This window comes from Hafnia sp. CBA7124 (assembly GCF_002355555.1).
GTDB lineage: Bacteria > Pseudomonadota > Gammaproteobacteria > Enterobacterales > Enterobacteriaceae > Hafnia > Hafnia alvei.
The window spans coordinates 1,137,522-1,155,555 of the sequence record NZ_AP017469.1; the positions used below are offsets into that span (position 1 = coordinate 1,137,522).

Annotated in this window: 18 protein-coding genes; 14 read left to right on the plus strand and 4 right to left on the minus strand. The window is 49.2% G+C overall.

Annotated features, from left to right (window positions below; translation table 11 throughout):
- Position 1: 1 nt before the first annotated feature.
- From fucO to rhaB, 4 genes are all read right to left on the minus strand, one after another.
- Entirely contained in the window at positions 2 to 1,150 is a 1,149-nt protein-coding gene (gene fucO, locus CPY98_RS05275; protein ID WP_096386645.1) for a lactaldehyde reductase, read from the minus strand.
- A 78-nt stretch (positions 1,151 to 1,228) separates the two neighbouring features.
- Positions 1,229 to 2,053 (minus strand): rhamnulose-1-phosphate aldolase, encoded by an 825-nt coding sequence (rhaD, locus tag CPY98_RS05280; protein WP_025800609.1) that lies wholly within the window; start codon positions 2,051 to 2,053, stop codon positions 1,229 to 1,231.
- A gap of 25 nt (positions 2,054 to 2,078) precedes the next feature.
- A complete protein-coding gene (locus CPY98_RS05285) occupies positions 2,079 to 3,335 on the minus strand; it encodes an L-rhamnose isomerase (protein ID WP_043491729.1) in 1,257 nt (418 codons plus the stop codon).
- The gene (gene rhaB / locus CPY98_RS05290) at positions 3,332 to 4,810 is read right to left on the minus strand and encodes a rhamnulokinase (protein WP_096386648.1); all 1,479 of its coding nucleotides are present in this window, start codon (positions 4,808 to 4,810) and stop codon (positions 3,332 to 3,334) included. Before rhaB ends, CPY98_RS05285 begins: the two co-directional genes overlap by 4 nt.
- Before the next feature lie 338 nt (positions 4,811 to 5,148).
- Between rhaB and rhaS the strand changes: the two genes are divergently transcribed.
- The 14 genes from rhaS to CPY98_RS05360 all read left to right on the plus strand — a co-directional run bounded on the left by rhaS (position 5,149) and on the right by CPY98_RS05360 (position 18,033).
- Positions 5,149 to 5,970: an HTH-type transcriptional activator RhaS gene (rhaS, locus tag CPY98_RS05295; protein ID WP_025800612.1), complete on the plus strand. Its 822-nt coding sequence runs from the start codon at positions 5,149 to 5,151 to the stop codon at positions 5,968 to 5,970.
- Positions 5,971 to 6,107: 137 nt separating this feature from the next.
- Positions 6,108 to 6,968 carry an HTH-type transcriptional activator RhaR gene (gene rhaR, locus CPY98_RS05300; protein ID WP_043491734.1) on the plus strand — a complete coding sequence of 287 codons (861 nt, stop codon included), beginning with the start codon at positions 6,108 to 6,110 and terminating at the stop codon, positions 6,966 to 6,968.
- Positions 6,969 to 7,103: 135 nt separating this feature from the next.
- Positions 7,104 to 8,021 carry an aldo/keto reductase family oxidoreductase gene (locus tag CPY98_RS05305; RefSeq protein ID WP_046458592.1) on the plus strand — a complete coding sequence of 306 codons (918 nt, stop codon included), beginning with the start codon at positions 7,104 to 7,106 and terminating at the stop codon, positions 8,019 to 8,021.
- Between the two features lie 528 nt (positions 8,022 to 8,549).
- Positions 8,550 to 9,089 carry a fimbrial protein gene (locus CPY98_RS05310; protein ID WP_025800615.1) on the plus strand — a complete coding sequence of 180 codons (540 nt, stop codon included), beginning with the start codon at positions 8,550 to 8,552 and terminating at the stop codon, positions 9,087 to 9,089.
- 77 nt (positions 9,090 to 9,166) lie between these two features.
- Entirely contained in the window at positions 9,167 to 9,724 is a 558-nt protein-coding gene (locus tag CPY98_RS05315) for a fimbrial protein (protein ID WP_043491739.1), read from the plus strand.
- A gap of 64 nt (positions 9,725 to 9,788) precedes the next feature.
- Complete coding sequence (locus CPY98_RS05320; RefSeq protein ID WP_096386650.1) at positions 9,789 to 12,263, plus strand: fimbria/pilus outer membrane usher protein; 2,475 nt, start codon at positions 9,789 to 9,791, stop codon at positions 12,261 to 12,263.
- Positions 12,264 to 12,341: 78 nt separating this feature from the next.
- On the plus strand, positions 12,342 to 13,082 hold the full coding sequence (locus CPY98_RS05325) for a molecular chaperone (protein WP_369828315.1): 741 nt from the start codon (positions 12,342 to 12,344) through the stop codon (positions 13,080 to 13,082).
- A gap of 16 nt (positions 13,083 to 13,098) precedes the next feature.
- Positions 13,099 to 13,722: a fimbrial protein gene (locus CPY98_RS05330; RefSeq protein ID WP_096386655.1), complete on the plus strand. Its 624-nt coding sequence runs from the start codon at positions 13,099 to 13,101 to the stop codon at positions 13,720 to 13,722.
- The gene (locus CPY98_RS05335; RefSeq protein WP_043491746.1) at positions 13,722 to 14,777 is read left to right on the plus strand and encodes a fimbrial protein; all 1,056 of its coding nucleotides are present in this window, start codon (positions 13,722 to 13,724) and stop codon (positions 14,775 to 14,777) included. The genes CPY98_RS05330 and CPY98_RS05335 overlap by 1 nt, the downstream gene beginning before the upstream one ends.
- A 9-nt stretch (positions 14,778 to 14,786) precedes the next feature.
- Positions 14,787 to 15,329, plus strand: coding sequence for a fimbrial protein (locus tag CPY98_RS05340; RefSeq protein ID WP_096386658.1), 543 nt, complete (start codon positions 14,787 to 14,789; stop codon positions 15,327 to 15,329).
- Between the two features lie 22 nt (positions 15,330 to 15,351).
- A complete protein-coding gene (locus CPY98_RS05345; protein WP_096386660.1) occupies positions 15,352 to 16,026 on the plus strand; it encodes a LuxR C-terminal-related transcriptional regulator in 675 nt (224 codons plus the stop codon).
- Positions 16,027 to 16,122: 96 nt separating this feature from the next.
- Positions 16,123 to 16,317: a DUF4762 domain-containing protein gene (locus CPY98_RS05350; protein WP_043491757.1), complete on the plus strand. Its 195-nt coding sequence runs from the start codon at positions 16,123 to 16,125 to the stop codon at positions 16,315 to 16,317.
- A gap of 91 nt (positions 16,318 to 16,408) precedes the next feature.
- Entirely contained in the window at positions 16,409 to 17,077 is a 669-nt protein-coding gene (locus CPY98_RS05355) for a DsbA family protein (protein ID WP_096388717.1), read from the plus strand.
- A 5-nt stretch (positions 17,078 to 17,082) separates the two neighbouring features.
- Entirely contained in the window at positions 17,083 to 18,033 is a 951-nt protein-coding gene (locus tag CPY98_RS05360; RefSeq protein WP_096388718.1) for an ABC transporter, read from the plus strand.
- Position 18,034: the final 1 nt, after the last annotated feature.

Below are 18,034 nucleotides of genomic sequence, written 5' to 3' on the forward strand. Positions count from 1 at the left end.
CTTACATCGCCTGAAGGTAGAGCGCCCGAACCTGCTCACGATCTGCGCTACGCGGATTACACGGCGCACAGGGATCGGCCAGCGCTTTATCTAACCAGCCGTCGATATCGCTTTCTTTGATACCCAGCGCGTGGAATCCAGATGGAATATCAACGCGTGCCGAGAGCTCACGAATGGCCGCGATAGCGCTGTGGCTGGCCTGCTCTTCATCCATTTCCTGAGTATTAACTCCCATTGCCTGCGCGATTCGAGCGAAGCGGGAAACCGCATTAGGGCGATTAAAGGCTTCAACCACCGGCAACAAAATGGCGTTACATACGCCGTGTGGCAGATTATGAGTCGCCCCCGGCTGATGCGCTAATGCATGAACTAAACCCAGTCCGGCGCTGTTAAAAGCCATCCCTGCCAGATATTGCCCATAGGCCATCATTTCACGTGCCTGAAGGTTCTGCCCATTGTCCACCGCCAGCGGTAACCATTCGGCGATCATGCGAATAGACTCCAGCGCCGAGTGATCGGTCAGTGGATGCGCGCCTACGGAAACATAGGCTTCAATTGCATGGGTTAGCGCGTCCATACCGGTTGCGGCGGTTACCGAAGCGGGAATATTTAGCATCACCGCCGGATCGTCCACGGCAATATCAGGAATAATATTGCTGTCGATAATCACCTCTTTCACCTGACGTCGGCTATCAATGATCACCGCGTTGCTGGTGAGCTCAGCGGCAGTTCCCGCCGTGGTATTAATGGCGACCAGCGGCACACCGGCATTTTTCACCTTGTCCACGCCAGAATAGGCGGTGGAAGGGCCGGGATTGGCGGTCAGAATTTTAATGGCTTTGGTGGTATCAATTGGGCTACCACCGCCGAAGGCAATCAGGTAATCACACTGGTTTTGCTGATAGGCTTGAAAACCTGCCTGAACTAATTCTTCGGTTGGATTTGGAAACACATCTTTAAACAGTGCGTATGGCAGGTTTTGCTGCTGCATCGCACTAAACAGGCTGTCTAACAACCCCATTTCCACTAACTGACCATCGGTAACAATCAGCGCTTTTCCCCACTTTTTGTCGCCAAGCAGTTTTACCATATCGACGATAGCGCCGTTGCCGTGCAGGCTGATTTTCGGTAATGCCAGCATGAAACTCATGATATTGCTCCTGAAAATGAAAAACCGTTGTAATGCGCTTCCTAAGGAGAAGCGCATGCGATCGGTCTTTCTCAGCGATTAATCTTCAAGTGCCGCAGCCATTGGCGTAACACCAAAGCGTGCGGCGAGCGCAATCAGCTCCTGCGTGGAGATCGTCTGTTTTTTCCCTCCCATCGACAGCACTTTCACCATAATCTCCGCGGATTTTTCAGCGGTATCGATCAGGCCAAAAGCATCGTCTAGCGTTGGGCCACTGCCGAAAATTCCGTGGAAAGGCCATAGTACTAAACCGTGCTGGCGCATTTGCTCTGCGGTTTGCGTGCCGATGCCGTCGGTGCCCGGTACCATCCAAGGTACGATGCCAATGCCGTCAGGAAACACGACTAAACACTCGGTGCTACCTTCCCATAACAGACGGGTAAATTTGGCATTGTCCAAATCATGCACGTAGCTAAGCGCAATCAAATTGGTGGCGTGACAATGCATGATGACGCGGTTATCGCCGCCGGTAACCTGCATACGTACGATATGCGATTGGAAATGCGCGGCCAGTTCAGAGGTTGGCAGGCCGCCTTTGGTTAATCCCCAATGGATGTGGTAGGCCATGCCATCGGCGCTAACCTGTAGCAGCACCAGATTTTCCTGCGGCGCAATTTGTACGTTGCGGAAAAATTTGCCTGAGCCGGTCACTAAGAACCAGCTATTGGCGAGTTCGGTGGCAGGCTGTGTCAGCTCAACGCAGCGCGGCTGTGAGTTAAAATCGGCGCGAAACGGTGCGACTTCTTCCTCTAATAAACGCAGGCTAACGTTGCCTCCGTTACGTTCATCCCAGCCTTTGAGCCACATATCGCTGGTGGCTTTAATCATGCCCTGAACGAACCAGGAATCGATGATAGATTGCATAGTTTTTATTCCTTTTATTTATCACTTAACGCTGAGACAAAATGTGTTCTTCATATTCGCGCACTGCTTTTAGCCAACTGGCATCAACGGGAACGTCGTTGCGCTGGCAGTACATTTCCCATACCGCCTGCCAAGGCAGCGATTTTTGTTCTTCCAGCAGAGCCAGACGTGCCGTGTAGTCACCGCTTTCTTCCAAATTACGCAGATGGTTAGTCGGTTCTAGCAGTGCGCGCAGCAGGGCTTTTTTCATATTGCGCGTACCAATTACCCAGGCCGCAATGCGATTGATGGAAGCATCGAAGAAGTCCAAGCCGATATGCACGCGGTTAAACAGGTTGTGGCGGACGATTTCGCTGGCAATGGCCTGAGTTTCATCGTCGAGCAAGACCACGTGGTCGCTGTCCCAGCGTACTGGGCGGCTAACGTGCAGCAGCAAACGAGGCACATAAAGCATGGCGCTGGAAATTTTGTCGGAGATTACTTCTGTTGGATGGAAGTGACCGGCATCCAGACACAGAGCAGTCTGGCGACTGGCAGCGTAGCCGAGGTAAAACTCGTTTGAGCCCACGGTATAGCTCTCAGCGCCGATGCCGAAAAGTTTGCTTTCAACCGCGTCGATGTGATGTGCCGGGTTTAGTTTTTCAGCGATAACCTCATCCAGCGCCGAAGCCAAGCGTTGACGCGGAGCCAAGCGGTCAATCGGCGTGTCTTTCATGCCGTCTGGGATCCAGATATTCATGACGGACGGCGTACCCAACTGTTCGCCAAAATAGGCTGAAATACGGCGGCTGGCTTGGCAATGTTCAATCCAGAACTGGCGTGTTTCGGGGTTGGCGGATGAGAGAGTAAAACCATCGGCGCTCAGCGGGTGAGAGAAACAGGAAGGGTTAAAATCTAAGCCTAAATGGTGTTTTTTAGCCCATTCAACCCAGTTAGCAAAATGGCACGGCTCGATTTTATTACGTGCGACCGGCGTATCAGATTCTAAATAAATCGCGTGCAGATTCAGGCGTTTTGGCCCTGGGATCAGCGTTAATGCCATTTCTAAATCGGCACGCAGCTCTGCGGCGTTGCGCGCTTTGCCCGGATAGTTACCGGTGGCCTGAATACCGCCGGTCAGTGAACCTTCAGGATTTTCAAAACCGGCAACGTCATCGCCCTGCCAGCAGTGCATCGAAACTGGCAGTTTCTCCATGGTTTTCAGCGCATTTTCGACGTCTACGCCAACAGCGTTAAAACGTTGTTTAGCCAGTTCCCAAGCCTGATCGATTGAAGTGGTCATACACATGTTCCTTTGAATTGGGCAGAGGTTTGCGCACCGCCGTTGCTGAGCGATGCGGATAAAGAGTGGTGAGATGGGTTGGGTAAAAAATGTTCCAGCGGGAAGTTATTTGCCACCACGCGGCGGAAAGCATGCACATCGGCGATATCGCCCAGCGCGATTAACTGGCAGCCGATATTGCCTAAGGTTGAAGCTTCAACGGGGCCCGCGCTGACTTCGATGTTGCAGAGATCGGCGCACAGCTGATTGAGGAAACGGTTTTGGCTGCCCCCGCCGACGATATGTAAATGGCTGATCGGCTTACCGCGCAGTTCAGCAAGCTCTTCGGCCACCTGCTGATAGAGTTTCGCCAAGCTGTCAAAAATACAGCGCGCCAGTTCTGCCGGTGTTTCGGGCACCGGAACGCCACGCTCGCGGCAGTCGTTTTGAATTTCCAAACACATATTGGCTGGGTTGATGAAGCGCTCGTCGTTCGGGTTAATCAGAAAATGGTGTGCAGACTGCTGAGCGGCCTCTGCAATCAGATCGGGCAGATACTGAACGCCCAGCTCTTGGGTTGCGCGCTGTAGCAACCATAAGCCCATAATATTTTTCAGTACCCGATAGCGGCCTTCTGCCCCCCCTTCATTGGTGATATTGGCCTGCAACGCATGGCTATCGGTGAACGGCGTACGGCTTTCAATGCCCATTAATGACCATGTACCTGAGCTGAGATAGGCCGAATCGCTATCCTGCATTGGGGTGGCAATCACCGCGCTGGCAGTGTCATGGGTGGCAACGGCAACGACTGGAACCTGTTGTCCTTTCGGGCTTTGCCAGCAACCGATACGCTGACCCGGCTGGGTCGGTTTGCCAAACCAACGAGCCGGAACACCGGCATAGTTCAGCAAATCGGTATCCCAATCGCCGCTGTGGATATTCAACAGCTGTGTTGTACTGGCGTTGGTGTATTCCCAGTTCATTTGCCCTGTTAAACGGTAATGAAGGTAATCGGGAATAAGCAGCAAATGCTCAACCCGATCCAGCAACTCAGGCTGCTGTTCGCTGAGCGCACGCAGCTGATAAAGGGTATTGAAGGGCAAAAACTGAATGCCGGTACGTTGATAGATAAACGGTTTACCTAAGTGCTCTTGCGCCTGTGCCATCAGGCCGTGGGTACGATCGTCTCGATAAGCGACGGGATGGCCGACTCGTTCGCCGCTGGCATCCAACAACACAAAATCTACGCCCCAGGTATCAATGCCAATGCTGTCTAATGGGATATTTTCAGCATCAATTTGCTCAAGCCCGGTACGAATTTCCTGCTCAAGGGCATCAAGATCCCAAGTATCAAAACCGTCACGAGGTACCAGCCGATTGGTAAAGCGGCGGATCTCTTTTAGCGTAAGGTGTTGCGTGCCGACGTGGTAACTCGCCAGCATCACTCGCCCGCTGGAGGCACCAAGATCGATTGCGGCAATATGGCGTGTCGTCATGTTGAACCGTCCGTCGTTGAACATTCTTATTTATCAATGACGGTCAGTGTAGAAACTTGCTTGGTGGGGCACCTTCTCATGAATGCCAGTGAAATTATGGCGATGGCAATACGGCAAAGGTGAAAGTGAAGTAAGTCACAGTTCTTAGATGCGCTGGCCTGTGATGTTCGCCGCATTTCTTAATATTGGTCGTGCATTCTTAAATTAACGAACGCGAAAAGCCGTTTTGACGTCAAAAGTTTAAGGTTCATTTTTCAGCCTTCTTCTACTATCGAGCCATAGCATACCGCTGGAGAAATCACCCGCGTTGATACCCCGATAAGATAAGGAGTCTGACGATGACGGTTTTGCACAGTATTGATTTTTTCTCTTCTGGCTATGCGCCTGTCGCCATTGAACCTCGCGCTCCGCAGCCGGAATTTCCTGAACATCACCATGATTTCTATGAAATTGTGATTGTAGAACAGGGCGCTGGCGTGCACGTTTTCAACGGCAATCCCTATACGCTCAACAGCGGCTGTGTATGTTTCGTTCGCGATCACGATCGTCATTTGTTTGAGCATACAGACGGCCTTTTTCTCACCAATGTGCTCTTCCGTGCACCGGATGCGTTTAAGTTTTTATCGGGCGTTGAGCAATTTTTACCGCGAGAATCCGAAGGGGTTTATCCCTCACATTGGCGTATCAGCCAGCAGGTGTTAGCGCAGGTAAAAATGCTGATGGCGAAACTCGAACAAACACCGGCCAGCGAGCGAGCCGAGGATATTGCGTTACATGAAAGCGTCTTTATGCAGCTTATTGTGCAGCTTTGGCAGGGGTGTTCTGCTCAGGTCGGGGACGATCAGGAAGGGCGTTTGCGTCAGCTATTAGATTGGTTACAGCATCACTACGCCGAATCTGTGGAGTGGACGGAATTAGCGGATCGCTTCTCGTTGCCGCTTCGCACCTTACACCGTCAGCTTAAGAACCACACGGGCATGACGCCGCAGCGCTATCTGACTCGCCTGCGACTTTTGCAAGCTCGTCACCAACTTTGCCACAGCGATAGCAGCGTGACGGATATTGCCTATCAGTGCGGTTTTGGCGACAGCAATCATTTTTCTACGCTTTTTAAACGCGAATTTGACCAATCTCCTCGAGCCTTGCGTTATCAGGGATAGTGGCTCAGTCACGCTAAGCCAAGTGACATTTTGTTACTTAACGGCGGAATGCAATGTGCGGAATCGAGAAAGCCGTCAACGTAAAACCATGATGATTCTGTGATACTTTCTGGCTAAATAAGCGTGGGAGGCGGGGAATGCGAAAGCCGTTAGTGCTGGAGAATCGGGATTATTTTCCTTCAGAACAGATGCCGGTCGCGGTTGCGGATCGTTATCCACAGCAGGTTTTTGCCGAACATTCCCACCAGTTTTGCGAGATCGTGATCGTTTGGCGTGGCAACGGTTTGCACGTTCTCAACGATCGACCGTATCGGATAACCTGCGGCGATATTTTCTATATCAACGCCGAGGACTGTCATAGCTACGAATCGGTTAACGATCTGGTTCTGGACAATATCATCTATTGTCCCGAGCGTTTACGTTTAAACGCCCAATGGAATCTATTATTGCCACCGTTTGATGAGTCGACTCGACAGAATCATTGGCGTTTAAGCACCGGTGGTTTAGCGCAGGCGAGGCCGATTATTGCTCAGCTGGCGCAAGAGAGCCGTAAAACCGACGCACTTTCGATTCAGTTGACTGAAGCTCTGCTACTGCAGTTAGCGATTGTGCTAAAACGTTATCGTTACACGGCGGAGAGTGTCTATTTGCTACCGGCTGGCGAACAGCTTGATTTGCTGATGGCATCACTGCAAGGTGGACTCGACAGCCATTTCGATTTATCGGCTTTTTGCGCAGAGCATCAGTTGGTCGAGCGCTCGCTGAAACAGCTATTTCGCCAGCAAACAGGGATGTCGATCAGCCATTATCTGCGTCAGCTACGTCTGTGTCAGGCTAAGCGATTATTGAGACGCAGCGACTATCGTATCAGTGAAATTGCGACGCGCTGCGGTTTTGAAGACAGCAACTATTTTTCCGTGGTGTTTACCCGTGATGCCGGGCTAACTCCACGAGAGTATCGCCAGCGCTTTGTGACTGAACCAGAGCGAGCGATTTAACCCCTTTATACTTGAAGCCAGTCCAATTATTAGGGGGATAAGCTAGAGTATGACATGGCATTTTTTGCGGCGATTTTCGTCATCATCAATAGCGGTGGCCGTGATTCGGCACCGCTAACCAGATAGGGCAGTTTGATGAAACAAATTAAATTAGGTGGTTCTACCCTGCATGTTCCGGCCATTGTGGTGGGCTGCATGCGTATGGATGAGTTGAAAGCCGCAGAGGCCGAAACTTTTGTGCAAACCGCGCTGGATTTGGGCGCAAACTTCTTCGACCACGCAGATATCTATGGCGGCGGCGAATGTGAGCGTATTTTTGCTCGCGCAGCCAAGCTCAATGATGACCGTCGTGAGAAGGTCTTCCTACAGTCTAAATGCGGGATTCGTAAAGGCCTGTTCGATTTCTCTAAAGAGCACATTTTAAAATCAGTAGACGGCATCTTAGAGCGTTTAGATACCGACTATCTCGATATGCTGCTGGTGCATCGCCCTGATGCGCTAATGGAACCGGAAGAAGTGGCCGAGGCGTTTGATCACTTACTGAATACCGGCAAAGTGCGCCGTTTTGGTGTTTCAAACCAAAGCCCAATGCAGATGGCTTTACTGCAAAAGTTTATGAGCCAAAAGATCTTGGCGAATCAGCTTCAATTGAGTATTACCAATAGCGGTATGATCCGCAGTGGTATTAACGTCAATATGGAAAATGCGTCGAGTGTTGATCACGACGGTGAAGTATTGAACTATTGCCGTTTAAATGACGTGACGATTCAGGCATGGTCCCCGTTCCAATACGGTATGTTTGAAGGCGTATTCCTCGGCAATCCTAAGTTCCCAGAACTGAATCAGAAAATTGATGAGATTGCGGCGCGTTATGGCGTATCAAATACCACTATTACGACGGCGTGGATTTTACGTCATCCAGCCAATATGCAGATGATTTCAGGCACGATGAGCACTTCGCGCCTCAAGCAAATATGTCAGGCCTGCGATATCACGTTAACGCGTGAAGAATGGTATGAAATTTATCGCGCAGCCGGTAACGAGCTGCCATAAGCCCTGATGCTATTATAGTTCTAGAACAGCCAGTTTTCTGGCTGTTCTCTAGAGACAACAAACTTCCTCCTATTTTATTGCCACGTCTTATTGCCACTCCTTAATGTAACTTCGTTTAACGTTTCTCACTCTCTATTAATTATTAATACACGTATGTGGTGTGCTGGCGTGTATTAACTGTATAGGAAAAACTATATCTAAGTATTTTCCGATATTAAAAAATGGCGCGACTAAGATGATTCCAAATACTTCGCGAGATTAAAATAGCGTATATAGCATTGTTGCGAGTTTTAAATACGTACTTAAACCTCTTTGGCTGTAAGGCTTTTAACGATTAATGGGATTTGATAGCATTTTGTTCGTCCGATGGAGCAGGATAATAATTATGATAAACACATGGCGTCTTTAATTATTTAAAAGGATTTATACCAATAACACAGAGAGCTTCTATTGTCGCTTGGATTGCGTCCTGTGGCTTAAATGCTCTTTATCTTTTTTTAGGATATTTATATTACGCAGGAAATTTTTATGAAATTGAATAAAGTTGCTTTAGCCGTAGCATTTACCGCTGCTGTAAGTTCTATGTCTGTTCTGGCTGATACGACCAATGGCCAAATCCAATTCCAAGGTGAATTGGTGAATACTGCCTGCGGTTTATCACCTAATTCTAGCCCAGTATCTGTCGATTTTGGTCAGATCCCTGTTTCAGCGCTGGCTAACGGTGCTCATGCAGGTAACGTGCAGAAAAACATCGAATTGCAGGATTGCGATACTACCGTTGCGACCAGCGCCGTTGTTTCTTACACCCCAACTAGTGTAAGCCCAGCTGATGCAACTCTGGCAGCGTTCACTTCAGGTACCGCGTCTAATGCGGGTATCGGTCTGAAAGATAGCGCCAGCCAGGATGTGGTTTGGGGTCAGGGCACCACGGCTGTACAGCTGGTTAACGGTACTAACACCATTCCATTTGTTGCCTATGTGAAAGCAGACAGCGCGGATCAGACTGCAAACCCTGTAACCGCAGGTTCTTTCCAGTCAACCATCAACTTCCAGATCGCTTACCAGTAATCTCCTAGAAGTGGTGCACACGGGGGGCGTATATCCCCCGTTTTCTACCTGTGAAATATTCAGTAGGGATAGCGAGCATGATGTCAGGAATAAAGAAAAAAATATCAGTGATGCTTTTTTTATATGCGCTGTTTTTTTCCGCTGACACGCTGGCATCCAGTATTACACCAGGGAAAGTCGAAATGTCTGGTGAGCTGATTGAAACTGCCTGTGGCATTGATCCTCTTTCACGTGAGATCTGGGTTGATTTTGGCGATGTATCTGCTCGTGATATTAATATGGATAGCGAAAGTCACCTAACGAAAGATTTTAATGTTCATCTTACCGGGTGCAGAGTTATTAAAAATAAAACGGCTGCTGATGACAGCTTTCCTTATGCCACGATCACTTTTATTGGAAATTCATCTCCTCATGATCCGTCAGCGTTATTAGTTACCGGAGAAGGAGAGGGATTTGGTATTCATTTACGTAATCAGCATGGAAGTATGCTGACAATAGGGCAACCTTCTCCCGGATATGATTTAAGTAACGGGAGTAATATTCTGAGATTTACCGCCTCGCTGGTTCCGGTTAATAAACATATTAAAGCCGGTGAGTTTTATGCTATTGCTCGTTTTTTTATTGATTATAACTAAAAAATTAACCAATGCCATTTGGGGTATTCGGCGTATTCCGTCGATTAATTCGGGATAAATTGTCATGTCGGTAACACTAAAAACAAAATTAAAAATAGTGGCCTTAAAGGTGATTATTTTCTGCTATGCCAATACGGTATATGCAGACGATCTCGTTGAATTTAATACCGACGTATTGGATGCGTCCGATCGCACCCATGTTGATTTATCCCGTTTTGCTTCAGACAACTATGTTGCCGCAGGTGATTACCTGTTGGATATCAAAATTAACGGCCAGCCGATAGGCCAAGACAAGGTGCATTACGCGCTATTACCCGATGGTAAAAGCACGCAAGCCTGCATCAGTCAGGCCGTGCTGGATAAGCTGGCATTGAAGGAAGAAGCCAGACTCAAAGTTGAGCAGGTTTCAGAAAACTGTTTTGTTTTGCAGAGCCTGCCAGGGGCTAAGCTCAGCAACTATGCCGGAACGCTGGATATTACGGTGCCGCAGGCGTGGATGAAATATAACGATCCCAATTGGACGCCACCGGAGCGCTGGGATAACGGTATTGCTGGCGTCATTTTTGACTACAGTCTGACGGGCCAACTCACTCATCAACTCGATCACAGTGAAGATTACAATTCTTTGTCAGGCTATGGTCAGGCAGGGTTCAATGTGGCTGGCTGGCGTTTTCGCAGTGAATATCAGACCAGCTACTACAACTCAACTCGCCAATTTGATTTTGATTGGAACCAGATTTATGCCTATCGTCCGCTGCCCATGATGGCGGCCAAACTGACGCTGGGCGAAATCTATCTTAACTCGCAGGTCTTCGATACGTTGCGTTTCACCGGCGTCAATCTGTCGAGTGACGAGCGTATGCTGCCGCCAAATCTACAAGGCTATGCGCCCGAAGTACACGGCGTAGCGCGCACCAGCGCTAAAGTGACGGTGAGCCAGAGCGGCCGAATAATCTATCAAACTACTGTGCCAGCTGGTCCATTCAATATTCAGGATCTAAGCAGTTCGGTGCGTGGAACGCTGGACGTCAAAGTTGAAGAGCAGGATGGTTCGGTGTCTACCTTTCAGGTGAATACCGCCAATATTCCGTATCTCACGCGCCCGGGCTACGTACGTTACAACATCGCCGCGGGGCAGCCTTCGCGCTATACCCACCAAACTCAAGGGCCGGGCTTTGTCTCGGGGGATTTCTCGTGGGGGATTTCCAACGCGTGGTCTCTGTACGGTGGTTTGCAAACGGCGGGTGAAGAGTACAACGCCATGTCGATGGGGATTGGGCGCGATCTCAGCATGTTTGGGGCTATTTCCGTGGATGCTACCGAATCATGGAGCCAAAACCGTGATGGCGAGCGCCTGAAAGGAACGTCATACAAGCTCAGCTACGCCAAAACCTTTGACGAATACAATAGCTCTATCACGTTTGCGGGCTATCGATTCTCGCAACAAGACTTCCGCTCGATGGCGCAATACATGGATGAACGCTATCAGGATTACGACCATGTTGGGCGTGAGAAAGAGCTATACACCATCACCGGTAACAAAACGTTCTGGGCTGATGAGCCGAGCAAAACGTTGACCACATTCTTGACCTATACCCACCAAAACTATTGGGATCGAAATAGCCAAGATCGTTATGGCGTGTCACTGGGACGCACTTTCCGCGTCGGTGAAATTAACGGTATTACGGCCAATCTCTCTGCGTATCGCACCGACTATAAAGATCGGCGTGATGATTCGATTGCAATTTCAATCTCTGTGCCGGTTGGCGATAGCCGCTGGGCCGGTTTGGATATGCAAACCAATAACGGCAAAAGCAGCCCGATGATGTCGTACACCGACAATAGCGACAATAACAACCTATGGCGAGTGCGCGCAGGGGCCAGCCAAAGCGGCAACGCCAATATGGATGGTTATTACCAGCACCGTTCGCAGATGGCAGAAATCAACAGCAACCTCAGCTATCAGCAAAGCCATTATGTGGCGCTGAGTAGCACGCTGCGCGGTGGTTTCACGGCGACACGACACGGCGCCGCGCTGCATAACAGCGGAGCTACGCTCAACACGGCTCGCATGATGGTCGACACCAACGGTATTGCAGGCGTTCCGCTAAACGGAAGCAAATCGCGAACCAACCGATTTGGCATCGCGGTGGTGCCCGATGTTGTCAGCTACAACAGTTTTGATACTCGCGTTGATGTGGATGCGATGGACAGTGATATCGAGCCGTCAAAAGCCATTAGCACGACCACGCTAACCGAAGGCGCTATCGGCTACCAGTCCTTTGGGATGGCAAAAGGGATGAAGATGATGGCAAACATTCGCCGCTCTGATAGCAGCACACCGCCTTTCGGCGCTGAAGTCTTTAATGGCGACGGTGTCAGCGTGGCGATGGTGCTTGATGACGGTCAGGCGTGGCTTGCCGGTGTTAATCCTGATGAGACGCTCAAGGTGGTCTGGAACGGAAAAACACAGTGCAAGATCACTATTCCGGCAAAAGCGTCGAATTATTCGAATTCTGTTTTGCTGCCTTGCCATTAAGCGATGCGGCTAAACCGAAGCAACAAATCTATGACGAAGCAACAAATCCATTACTGTCATAAAAGGCTAAAAATGAGCATGAAGAAAAATAGCGGATGCGGCTGGATAGCGGCGATGGCTCTGACGGTTCTGACCGGCTACGCGCAGGCGGGCGTTTCACTGGATCGCACGCGGATCATTATTACCGAAAAAGAGAGCTCATCGAGCGCCAACCTGTCCAACACGAGTCCAGATATTCCTTTTTTGGCTCAGTCATGGGTAGAGGACGCGGAAGGTCACAAGATCACCTCGCCGTTAATGGTCTTGCCGCCGCTACAGCGAATCAACGGTGGGCAGAAAGGGATTGCCCGTGTGACCAAAACCGGTGCGATAAACACGCTGCCGCAGGATCGCGAAAGCCTATTTTATCTCAACGTGCGTGAAATCCCGCCTAAGCCGAATAAGCCCAACATGCTGCAACTCGCTATGCAGTCACGTATCAAGCTTTTCTATCGTCCGGCGGCAATTATCCCCACCAGCAAAAATGAGATCTGGCAAAACCAAGTGGTGTTCCAGAAAAACGGCAGCACGATGACGGCGCAAAACCCAACGCCGTATTACGTCACGATTATTGGTTTAACGAATAGCGCGGGCAGCAAAATTACTCGCTTCCCAGGAATTATGGTCGCCCCGAAATCGAGCCTTGATTTTGCGGTTACTGATGGGGCGGTGAGCGCGTTCTCCATGATGTATGTCAATGACTATGGCGGCCACCCAGAACTGAAGTTCAGCTGTTCAGGCAGCACCTGTAAAGCGTTGCCTAGCGCGCAGCAGGAATAACCATAAGGACCCGACAATGCAAAATCGATTCGCGTTATGCGCATTTCTGGCACTGGGCGTTGTGTTTCAGGCTCAGTCTACGGTGCCGCAGTTGCCACAACATCAAGATCGGGATCATGCCGGTGAAGATGGCGGCATTGTTCGGTTCCATGGTTCTGTGTATGCCTCTCCGTGCGTAATGGCGGGGGAGAGCCGGATGCAAGATATCGATATGGGCGAAATGACGGCGCGTAGCTTTCATCGTGCTGGCGATCACAGCCAGCCGGTGCTGATCAAAATCTATCTACGCGATTGCCTAAAAGGGGCATCAATAGCGCGCAGTAGCTTGGCTTCGAAGACGACGGGAAGCGATTGGCGCGCCTATACCACCGGTGAGCAAGCGGTGCAGATGACCTTTATCGGTGAGTCCGATGTAGCCGACCCTGCGCTATTACACACTACCGGTATGGTGCAAGGAGCAGGTATTCGTTTGATGGATATGTCAGGCAATAAGCTGGCAATTAATCAGACCCAGACGCCTTCCTTAGTGAAATACGGCGATAGCGTATTGACCTTTATGGCCGCATTGGAATCGACGGGAGACTCGGTCACCGCCGGTGAATTCCAAGGATTGCTGCGTGTGAAAATGGAGTATTTGTAATGAAACTGTCTGGCCTATTCTCACGCCAAACGTGCGTTATGTGTGCACTCGCTCTATCGCTACTTCCCGCTGGCGTGCAGGCCTATATCGATGGCGAAATTATCCCGGTCGGTGGTCCGCATCAATACAACATCGATGTGGGAAATCAGGATATTACCTCTAACGTAGCGGGCTCTCTGATTAGCTCTGAGTTTGCATTAGGTGGGCTTTATGCCGGGACAGCCTACTGCAATACGCCGATGACGAATCAGCCAGTATTTTTCACCTCGCGTGCGACGCTGGCTGAATCAGGCAATAACCCCGGCTATCTGCGTTTGAACGACTATATGGATGTCAAAATTGAAATCTACATCCGTGGTAACCGTCTCGAATACCTGCCGGTTCCGTTCAACAATGAAAGCAACCGCGCGTATCAGAACACCTGTGCGCCGCCATCGGTGCAGTACACCGATTTTGAATCTGGGTCGAAGGGGCGTGTCACTTTTATGATCACGAAACCCATTATCAACGGTGTCAATCTGGTCGGGACGCAAATTGCTGAGTTATATGGCCGCATTGGTTCAACGGCCTCCGGTATCGGCTCAGTGCCGATGTCGGTGATTTATATCAACTCGGGTGTGCTTACCGTGCCCGATAAATGCGTGGTGAATCAGGGAACGCCTATCGTGGTGGATTTCGGCACCATCCCTGGTACGGGCAGCAAGCTCAATGGCAATAACTACAGCCATAACGTGCCAATTCACGTGAAGTGTGAAGGCGGAAGTTTTACCACGGGCAGCCTGAATATCAAACTGGCTATTCAGCAGGCCAGCCCAGCCAGTTTTAACAGTGATTATCTGGGAACCACCGGCTCCGGCGATCGTTCAAATTTGGGCATCAAGCTGACAGATCAAAGCGGTTCGACCATCACGCCGAATAGATTTTATAACGTCCCTGGTTTTAACAATAACGAGGGGGATTGGAATCTCATCGCAGCGCCGATTGCAAACGCCGGAACCAACATTGAGGAAGGTGATTTTCAGGCTTCTGCAACCGTTGTTGCAGAGTTCCAGTAAGGAGAGGGTATGCGTCTGATGGAACTGGCTGTGCTAGCGACGCTGATGTTCAGTAATGCGGTTGAAGCGGCGGGAGAGTTGGTGGGTGGTGCAATGACGTTTAAAGGCGTGGTTGTCGCTCTGCCTTGCAGCATTGCTCCGGGATCGGAAAAAGTGCCGGTAGACTTTGGTGAGATTTCAACCAAGTCACTTTATGCGACGGGGAAAACCACACCCATTGCGTTTTCGATTGTGTTGGAAGACTGCAACCCCAGCGTATTTGACTCGGTAACGGTCACCTTTGATGGCGACCGGAACTCGAACATGAGCGATCGTTTGGCCATTAAGTCCGTGGCGCCAAGCGGCGCGAGCGGCGTAGGTATTGGCTTAGAAGAAAGCGATGGTTCACCGATTCGACTCAATATGCCAACCAACGCAACGGCTATTACCGATACCGTGATGCAGTTGAACTTCCAAGCCTTCGTGGAGGGAGAGCCGCAGGCGTTAGCGAACGGAACGTTAACGACCGGTGCTTTCACTGCAACAGCTAACTACACGTTAAATTATCAGTGATTTGCTGAGAAGGTATTTATAAATGAATTATCAGTGCTTTTTCTTTGATAAAAATATCTTTTTCTCTCAAGGCTTGAAGTCCGTTATTCAGGATGCTTGTGATGACTCAATGCGAGTCCAATTTAGCAGCTCTAATAATATACATCAGCTCGTTGAGGTGCTTAAACAGCAAAGGAACGAACGAGAACAGCGCTGGGTGATTTGTGATTTTGAAAGTTTTCCTCAGGGGCGGTTTAATGTACTCAATATGATCAAGATGTACTACCGTCATCATCGACAGAAACTCGTTATCTTATTGAGTGAAAATAATATCCCGCTTTTTTTTGCGCTGCACTCGCTATTACCTGGTGCACATTGGCTATTAAAAAGTGAATCTAAACAGAATGTGAATCTATTTTTTAATGAGCTGAAGTGTAGCGAAATAGGACAAACAGTTTTTAGTCCCTCATTGGTGAGTTACACCCGAATGAAATGGTTAACCGCCGATGCGGGGTGTTATATCTCAAGCGATGAGTGGTGGCTTATGGAAGAGATATTTAAGGGTAAATCACTTTCCCAGATTGCGAACGAAGTCAATATTAACGTTCGAAGGTTAAGTTATTACAAACGACGTTTAATGAAGCGGCTTAATGTCACCAGCAATGTCGCTTTGTTTAATGTTTTTAAATGTATTGTGGCAACGCCTCGTAACGACTGAGTTATCAACGATTTTTAAAGATTACTGGTGCCATGTTCATCGGTAGGTACATGCAATTCATTGCATATTTTTAATAAACTAAGGTAAGGATTATATATGAAACACATTAATGCAGCGGAAGCCTCACAGATCGTTGGTGGCAACTGCAAAACGTGTAGCAGCTCTTATGAAACCGTGGTAATTGGCGGCGTAGCATCTTGTAAGTTAGTGACAGTTTGCACTGACAAACATGGTTCAACGACCACCATGAAAGATGCCGATATGAACCTGTGCCGCGTGCCAAATCGTTAATCTCTCTAGTTTGCTAAATAAATAGTCACCAATACATGGAGAGTTGCTCTCCATGTATTTATTCGACGATCAATTTTGGGGCATTAAAGTTATGCAGTTTAAACGCACAACGGTTATTAGTTATTCATTGCTGCTTGTCATTGTCTCATCGTTGATGACCGTGTTGTTTTACCATGTGTTTGTGTTCAAGTCGTTTTCAAGTGAAAGCGATAATCAAACCTCGCCGCAGAAAGAATTAACTATTGCGCAGGCAGAGAAAAGCCCAATAAGAGAAAATAACAGTATTATCGAAGTGATGTCCTATGGCTGCCATTACTGCGCCGCGAATGAGGATAATGTGAGGGAGTTTGTTAAAAAACTGCCCGCAGGCGTAGTATTTGAATCAATACATATCAATACAGAAAAGAGTGGTTTATCTGCCTTTGCCCCTATCTTTGCCACGCTACAAGAAATGGGCGTAGAACCTGCCGTGCGTGATAGTGCGTATAACGCTATTATTGCTCGAGGTATTAATCTGACGGATGCGGCAGAGTTAAATAAATGGCTGCTTAAAAATAGCATTGATGTTGCTGAATATAAAAAAACGCGAGCCAGTGAAGCCGTTAAAAATCGATTAGATGAAATGTCAGCTATTACAGATTTTTATGATATTACGGCAACGCCGATTTTTATTATTAATAAGCGTTTTGTGGTTGCACAAGATAGTTCTTTCCCTGAATTCTCAAAACGTATGCTGAAATTGCTCGGAAAGGATAAGTAATGGCGATTACCCGGTTTCTGCTGGTGTGGATCGTTTTCAGCACCAAAAATATTGGCGGATATTTGCATCAAGTGGTTCATCGCTTATTTTCCGCGCTGAAAACATTTTTATGCTGGGTGCTACGTTTTTGTAACGTGCGTCTTGTGCTGGCTATCGCTCGCGGGCTCCGTTTTTTGGGCGTGCTTGGGCGAGAGTTTCGCCATCAGAATCCGGTTGCGACTCAGAATTTTCACTGCTTAACAGGGCAAAAAGGGCGCATCGATGCGTCATGGATTGCGGTACGGCGCAAAATTCTTGAGGCCAGCGCAACGTGGGCACAAAACCCAAAAGTGCTACAGCAGCTTGCCGCCTGTACTCAACAGCTCGATGAGGCCGTAGCGCCACTTCGCCTGCGGAAAAATGCGGTCATATTGGCGCCGCTGCACAGTATTTCTGATGTGCTCGCTGCGATGGTAGCCGCTGGCGTAACACCGGGGCGCGCTAGCGTTATCGTTTCTTCAAGCGCTGAACAGTACAACGCCCGCGCGCGTGCCTTAGGGGGCGTGAATCTTTCCTACTGCTCTATTCATCAAGATAGCAAACAGCTGGCTTCCAGCCTGACTTCGTTGTTAAGCGATGTCGCGATGGGACAGCAGAACCTCATCATTTTTCCCGATATTACGCCGGACTATACCGTGCAAACCGAGGAAGCCGCATCGGGAAAACTACGCTGCCGGCTGTTTGGACGCGTCGCGGGGCTGCATAGCGGTATTGTGCGTTTGGCGCGGGCCGTTTCTGCACAGGTGGTTTTCTACCATCTCTACTACCAAGACGGGCTGCGTATCCATATTCATGCGCCGGTAAAAGCGCGCGATGTGGCGGAGAAACTGCCAGAAATCATCGAGCAGGCGCTACAGGAATATCCACATGATTGGCTGCTTTGGCATAGCCACTCTCTGTATTTTATCAATCAATAAC